5 protein-coding genes are annotated in these 7,105 nt (G+C 46.4%); 2 read left to right on the top strand and 3 right to left on the bottom strand.

Going from position 1 to position 7,105, the window contains the following annotated elements:
- Window positions 1-81 precede the first annotated feature (81 nt).
- Window positions 82-1,818 (top strand): EAL domain-containing protein, encoded by a 1,737-nt coding sequence (locus IXB50_RS12205; RefSeq protein WP_246564444.1) that lies wholly within the window; start codon window positions 82-84, stop codon window positions 1,816-1,818.
- Window positions 1,819-1,918: 100 nt separating this feature from the next.
- Here IXB50_RS12205 and ftsH read toward each other — a convergent pair whose 3' ends face one another.
- The 3 genes from ftsH to petJ all read right to left on the bottom strand — a co-directional run bounded on the left by ftsH (window position 1,919) and on the right by petJ (window position 6,196).
- Window positions 1,919-3,772, bottom strand: a complete 1,854-nt coding sequence (gene ftsH, locus IXB50_RS12200; protein WP_215609246.1) for an ATP-dependent zinc metalloprotease FtsH — start codon at window positions 3,770-3,772, stop codon at window positions 1,919-1,921.
- A 193-nt stretch (window positions 3,773-3,965) separates the two neighbouring features.
- Window positions 3,966-5,525: an alpha-amylase gene (locus tag IXB50_RS12195; protein WP_215609245.1), complete on the bottom strand. Its 1,560-nt coding sequence runs from the start codon at window positions 5,523-5,525 to the stop codon at window positions 3,966-3,968.
- Between the two features lie 338 nt (window positions 5,526-5,863).
- On the bottom strand, window positions 5,864-6,196 hold the full coding sequence (petJ, locus tag IXB50_RS12190; protein WP_215609244.1) for a cytochrome c6 PetJ: 333 nt from the start codon (window positions 6,194-6,196) through the stop codon (window positions 5,864-5,866).
- A 423-nt stretch (window positions 6,197-6,619) separates the two neighbouring features.
- Here petJ and petE point away from each other — a divergent pair, with 423 nt between their 5' ends.
- Window positions 6,620-7,024: a plastocyanin gene (petE, locus tag IXB50_RS12185; RefSeq protein WP_215609243.1), complete on the top strand. Its 405-nt coding sequence runs from the start codon at window positions 6,620-6,622 to the stop codon at window positions 7,022-7,024.
- Window positions 7,025-7,105: the final 81 nt, after the last annotated feature.

Below are 7,105 nucleotides of genomic sequence, written 5' to 3'. Positions count from 1 at the left end.
GGTCGAAAAGGCCTGCCTCCACCGTCTCCTCCTCAACTCCAAGAAAGTATTGGTTAGGGGAGGAAGTGAATTTATACGCTCATGTTTGGCCTTCTTTCGGCAAGTTTTTTGGTTCTTGTTTTACTCATTGAAGTACTACGTGGTCGGAGAGTCCAGGCTAACTTGCTCCAAGAAAATGAAAGACGCTCTCACGATTTGGCAAATCTAGGTGCTGATTTGTTCTGGGAGTTAGATAAGGACCTCAGATTTTCTTACTTGTCTGGTAATTTTCATTATCTTCAGCGTGAAGATTTAGAGGGTAAAACGCCCTATCAGGCTCTAGCTTCACTGCCTAATTTGGAGGCAAATTGGGATTATTTTGAAGATCGATTGACTCAGCATCAACCCCTTGAAAACTTTCCGTTACGATTGCAAACATCGGGCACGACACTGCGGATCTTTCATCTCAATGCTCATCCCTTATTAGATAAAAACAATCGTTTTCAAGGGTATCGTGGTCTGCAGCGAGAGGTGACAGAAGAGTATAACCTCACCCAAACAATTGCTTATCAAGCAACCTACGATTCACTTACGGGGTTGATTAATCGCAACGAATTTGATACGCGATTGCGACAAGCTATAAAACGTGTTCGTGATCGAGGTATCCAATCGGTTTTGGGATATCTTGACCTAGATCAGTTCAAAATTGTTAATGATACGGCTGGTCATCTGGTTGGGGATCAGTTGTTGACAGAGCTGGCGCAGCTAATGCAACAAACTATCCGCAGTTCTGATAGCTTGGGCCGTTTGGGGGGAGATGAGTTTGGGTTGTTATTAGAAGGTTGTTCCCTAGAGCATGGACAAAAACTATCTCAGGCCCTAGTGGACAAAATTAATGATTACCAGTTTACATGGCAAGGGCGGAAGTTTCAGGTGGGAGTGAGTATTGGATTAGTGCCTATTTTGGGTGATGCCTCTAATGTGATTGACTTACTTAGTCGAGCTGATTTAGCTTGCTACAAGGCAAAGGACTTAGGCCGGGGTCGGGTGTATTTGGCAGATCGAAATGATACAGAACTTGATCGACAGCATCTTGAATTAGTGCATATTGCCAATATTCCTCAGGCGATCGAAGAAAGTCGTTTTCATTTAATGGAGCAGCCAATTATCTCGCTGTTAGATCATGCCTATAGCCATGTGGAAATCTTGCTGCGTTTAACGGATGAGCACGGTAAAATTGTGCCTCCTAATTTATTTATACCCATGGCGGAGCGCTATGGCATGATTGGTCTGATTGATCGCTGGGTAGTGAAAACTGTTCTGACAAACTACTACTACTATTACCCTGAAGCTAAAACGATGGTGGCTATTAATCTCTCGGGCCGTAGTTTAAGTGATGAGCGGTTTACAGATTTTGTGATAGGGCTCTTACAACAATCGACTATGCCAGCAGAACGATTATGTTTTGAAATTACTGAGACAACAACAATCTCTCAACTTGATCAGGCCCTCAAATTTATTACCATCTTAAAGCAGTTGGGGGTAAGTTTTGCCCTAGATGATTTTGGGAGTGGTGTTTCTTCGTTTGGTTACCTGCGCCAGCTGCCAGTGGATTACCTCAAAATTGATGGCGATTTGATTCGTAATATTGAAACAGAAGAGTATATTTACACGATTGTCGATATGGTCAATCAGGTGGCCAAGATGATGGGGATGAAAACGATTGCAGAGTTTGTGGAAAATGATGCCATTCTATATAAATTGCGATCGCTAGACGTGGATTATGGTCAAGGTTATGGTATCGGACGGCCAACACCCCTACCCCGTTTGAAAATTTGAGGATTGAACTATAACCAAAAGCTTCAGGAAAATGACCTGAAGCTTAAAAAATATGGTTTTACCTTGCCTACTTGAACCAGAGGAATGCTCAATTGGCAGACTATGCCACAGATTCCAGGGGTTTTACTTGGGCAAGCATTTCTCGCAGTAAATTTCCTTCAATTACTTCCTCCTTAAGTAACTGCTGTGCAATGCTTTCCAGCAAGTCTCGATTGCTACGTAGGATACCCAATGCCTGATCATGGGCAGCTTCTACCAAACTCTTCACTTCAGCATCAATGGCTCGGGCTGTTTCTTCACTCATGTTGCGGCGAGCATTGGGCATCCCATTCTCTAAAAACGAGCTTTGCTGCCCTTTATCATAGGCAAGTGGCCCTAACACCTCACTCATGCCATAAGTTGTAACCATTTGCTCCGCCACTTCAGTGGCACGTTGCAAATCATTTGCTGCGCCAGTCGTAATGGAGCCAAAGACGACTTCCTCTGCAGACCGCCCACCTAATAATGTTGCGATTTGACCTTTTAACTCGTCGGCACTACGCAAAAATCGGTCTTCCGTTGGTAGTTGTAGCGTATATCCCAGGGCGGCCATGCCACGTGGAATAATGGATATTTTTTCCACCTGTCCGCTATCTTCCATCAGAGCTCCCACCATGGCGTGACCCACTTCGTGATAGGCAACGATTTCTTTTTCTTTGTCGTTGAGGACTCGGCTCTTTTTCTCCAGGCCTGCGACGACACGCTCAATAGCTTCGGCAAAGTCTGCTTGGATGATTGCTTGACGATTATTACGAGCGGCAAGTAAAGCGGCTTCATTGACGAGATTAGCTAAGTCGGCACCCGCAAATCCTGGGGTTCTTGTGGCGATTACATGCAAATCCACATTGTCACCAAGTTTCACTTCTTGAGAATGAATTTTGAGGATGGCTTCTCGCCCCTTGAGGTCAGGACGGTCTACTAATACCTGACGATCAAATCGACCAGGACGTAGTAACGCTTGGTCCAGTGTTTCAGGTCGGTTAGTGGCCGCTAAAACAATGATGGTATTTTCACCTGCACTGAACCCATCCATCTCGGTCAGCAGCTGATTAAGAGTTTGCTCACGCTCATCATTGCCGCCATAGAACCCACCAGAGGCACGGGATTTACCGATGGCATCTAGCTCATCGATAAAGACAATACAGGGAGCCTGCTTTTGAGCTTGCTCAAACAGGTCACGTACCCTGGAGGAGCCCACACCCACAAACATTTCGATAAATTCGGAGCCGGAAATACTGAAAAAGGGCACTCCTGCTTCCCCAGCCACAGCCTTAGCCAGTAGAGTTTTACCGGTTCCTGGGGGGCCGACTAGCAGTACCCCTTTAGGGATCTTGGCACCGATATCGGTAAACCGCTTAGGGGTTTTCAAAAAGTCAACGATCTCTACTAGTTCAGTTTTGGCTTCTTCTACACCTGCCACATCTTCAAAAGTGATTTTGGTGGCTTCATCTTCGACATAAACCTTGGCCTTACTTTTGCCAATGGACAGTGCTCCTTGGGGTCCGCCACCTCGGGCTAAGAAAAAGCGCCATACGGCAATAAAGATTAATGGTGGGATTACCCAGCTCAGTAAATTACCAATCCATTGATTTTGAGGGGGGGGAGGCGCTGCGAACTCTACCCCATTTGCTTCTAAAAGATCTGGTAGCTTCAGATCAAAAATGGGTGTGGTGGAATAGACTACACTAGGCTCTCCCAGCTCATTTTTGATCTGATAGCGAATTTCATTTTGTCCTACCGATGCTTTGACCACTTTATGCTCCTGCACCTGATGGATAAACATGCTGTAGGGAGTGCGTGGTGTACGCTGAATAGGCAGAAAAATATTGATTGTCAGCAATACTGCGCCTAGTAAAAAGAGCAGGCTGCTAATTTGTCGAGAGCGTGGCGGTCGTGGGTTTTTATTGACCGGCATTGATTGAAGTTCCTTGCAGATACGTCTTTAGCCTTAGCCTATCAACGTAACTAGAGAAAAAAACTGTTTGAAAACCGTACAGGAGCTGTCGGGTTTTCAACGCTTTATGGATAATGGCGGTAACTTGTGATCGCTGAAATCTAAGGCTTTGGCCTTCGCAATTGTGTTTGGTTGAGAGATAGCGCTTGCTTGTCTATAAGCGTGCGCCAATGTGCAGAGCGACTGCTTGCTGAGGACCGATTTCAAAGCTAGCTTTTCCGTCTGCATCTACCGTAATTGTAGTCATGCAGTTGGCCAGAGCCTCCTGGGGGATATGATCAGCGGTAGCGGTTTCTATTGATAAGACATTGCAGTATTGACCCGCTGGTAGCCCGGTCATCAGTGTTTGACGCAGGTTTGTGCTTTCGTTATTGATGACGACAAAGCCGCGATCTCCTCGGGCAAAGGCTATCTGGCTATTGCCGTTATCCCACCAATGATCGACTGTGGTAGCTCCCTGGGTGACATTGCGAAATTCCACCATATTAGCGATAGCTGCCCACCGATGTTCACAGATCCAGCCGTTGCCACAACTGACGGGTAATGTGCGACCCTGCTCATCGGTGGGAGGCCCTACCCAGTTTCCTAAGTCTTTGGGCCAGTCATAGCTAGACATGACTTTTGGGATGCCGTAGGGCCAAGCTAGCATAAAAACATTGGCTAGTTTATAACTAGCTCCATCATCCTCTGGTGATTTAAAGGTAACGATATTGCGATCGCTACTTCGCTGAGTGTTGTGATTGTCCGTAAAGACGACTGCTTTGTGGCTTGGTATTAAACCCCAGGCTTCACCAAATAACACAAGATTTTTGAGCTGCCCATGGCGGACCTGTTCACCTAAGTTACGACCATAGCGAAACTCGGTTACCGCGCCATTGCCAAAATAGTCATTGGCTTTAATTGCATTAGAACCTGTATGGGTGACTTCTTGATAAATAAAGGGGCGACCACCGTTGATGTGAAATTTAGTGTTAAGAGGGCGCAGACGCCGCAAAATCTTGGCAATGTGATCAGGCGGGATATGCTGCGCCGCCTCAAGTCGGAATCCCGCTACCCCCAGAGCCAAGAGCTCATTCATCGCTGTCGCTAATTCAGCTTGTACTTTTTCACTGCCTGTATCCAGGTCTTGTTTACTGGATAGCTGACAGTGCTGTACTCGCCAGGGTTCTTCGGTATAATCACTAGCTTCGATGACGCAAGGTTCATTGAAGTCAGTTTGGGCATAGGGCACCCCTGCATAGGAAAAATTGGCTGTATCAAACTCGCTACCGGCAATTCCTTGACCGCTGCCGACACTGGTCATATGGTTGATGACCATATCAACATAGACTTTTACACCAGCTCGATGACAGCGGTTGACCATATTTGCCAGCTCAGCCCGATTGCCACTACGACTTGACAGTTTGTAGCTAACGGGTTGATAACGCTGATACCAGGGAAAGGGTGTTGCTTCTTCATCGATGACTCGATGCTCATGGGGCGGTGAAATCTGCACAGCTCCATACCCATGGGGGCCTAGCCATATTTCACACTCTTCAGCAATGTCTGGCCAGCTCCATTCAAACAGCTGCACAATCACTGAGTTAGAACTAGTTACCTGCCGCCCACTGGATGCAGGAGGGAGTTGAGCAGCTACTTGACAACCACCCAAACTCAGGGTGCAGACTATAGCTGCCCATCGCCTGGCTAATGCCGCCAGCGGGCCTGGCCTCACCAGGGTACCCACTGGATATCAACACCTGCGATCGCAGGGAGACTAAGTGTTTTAACTGTCCAAGCAAGCATTATCTCGCCTCACAACTTTTTTAGTATTGGTCACGCATTATCCACGATTAGTATCCTGTCAACCAAGTATTATTTTTTACACAGATGAGATCGTCCATTCGGACTTCTTGAGATTTTTTTAGTCTTCAGAACTACGTTACCTAATAGAAAAACCTGCTTCCAGGGGGGGAATACCCCTAAAAACAGGCTTTATAGATTTAAATTAAAACTTAGCCTAGATTCAAATCCAGACTAGGTAAGGGGCAAGCATGCTGAAGGACGTATGTATCACCAACCCTGTGATGATTGTTGAAGTACGTAGGCTGCAACATTTTCAATTTGCTCAGGGGTTAGACGACCACCAAAGGCAGGCATGCCGCCATTGCCCTTCGTGACCTGGGTAATAACTGCTTCAGGGGTATCTTTGCCATTAGCAGTCAAGTCATCCTTTTTAAGTGTTTTGGCAGGGTTAACGGCGTTGCCACCACCAATGTGGCAAGCGGCACAGTTAGCAGAAAACACTTGAGCGCCAGCGCCAGCATCAGCCGCCATAGCCGGTGGTGCAATTAAGAACATAGCGCTTGCTACAAACGCCATAACAGTAGTCACAATCGACTTCATTGGGGTCTCCTCTCAAAACAGTCATGGTTTCCAACCACGTTTGCTTAAAAAACGATGGGCTGGTACGCAAGTATCGTCTCTAGTTTTTTTGGACCGCGTCAAATGACGTTCCGTCAAATATGTACAACTGTAAAGCTGTGGGACATCGATCATAAGGTCTGCTGAGAAGTATTAAAAGGTATGGCTGTTGGAGTCTGAAAGTCCCTTTTGAAAGGCTTTTTCCCTACCCTATTGTGCTCATGTTGAGGCTGGTGTGAGTCTGAGGATAGGTATTTGATATCTGGGCTTTGGGCTTAAGCATGCTCAGCAATGCTTTATTTTTTGTGTAGCTACCTACAGAGACAGCAGTCATTCTAGAATGTCTAAGTATGTGTAGTTAGTTACTGTTAACTACCTCTAAATTCAACCTTGAGAAAATCTATCATGACCTTTATTAACCGAGCTTTGCGAGCCATGAGTGTGCTGCTAGTGACAGCTGCTCTGGTTTTTGCGGGCACTGTTTTCAATGCGGCTCCTGCCTACGCTACTGATCACACAGTCAAAATGGGATCCGATGCAGGTCTGCTCCAGTTTGAGCCTTCTACCATCACCATCAAGTCTGGCGATACGGTCACTTGGGTTAACAACAAAATGGCCCCCCATAACGTGATTTTCGATGCAGCTGGAGTTCCTGGTGGCAAAGACGTTGCTGATTCCCTATCCCAAGATCAGCTAACTTTCTCCCCAGGTGAATCCTATTCCTCAACTTTTACTGAGCCTGGTGAGTATAACTACTTCTGTGCTCCTCATCGTGGTGCTGGTATGGTTGGCAAGATCGTTGTTCAGTAAGCTCATCGGCCCCACGGCTATTTGAGTGTTATAGAGCATTTTCCATAAAAAAGGCTGGCCTATTGAGGCCAGCCTTTTTTA

The organism is Leptothoe spongobia TAU-MAC 1115 (genome assembly GCF_018739885.1).
Lineage (GTDB): Bacteria > Cyanobacteriota > Cyanobacteriia > Phormidesmidales > Phormidesmidaceae > Leptothoe > Leptothoe spongobia.
Note: the sequence above shows the minus strand (reverse complement) of the source record. Positions and strands in the feature narration are given on the sequence as shown.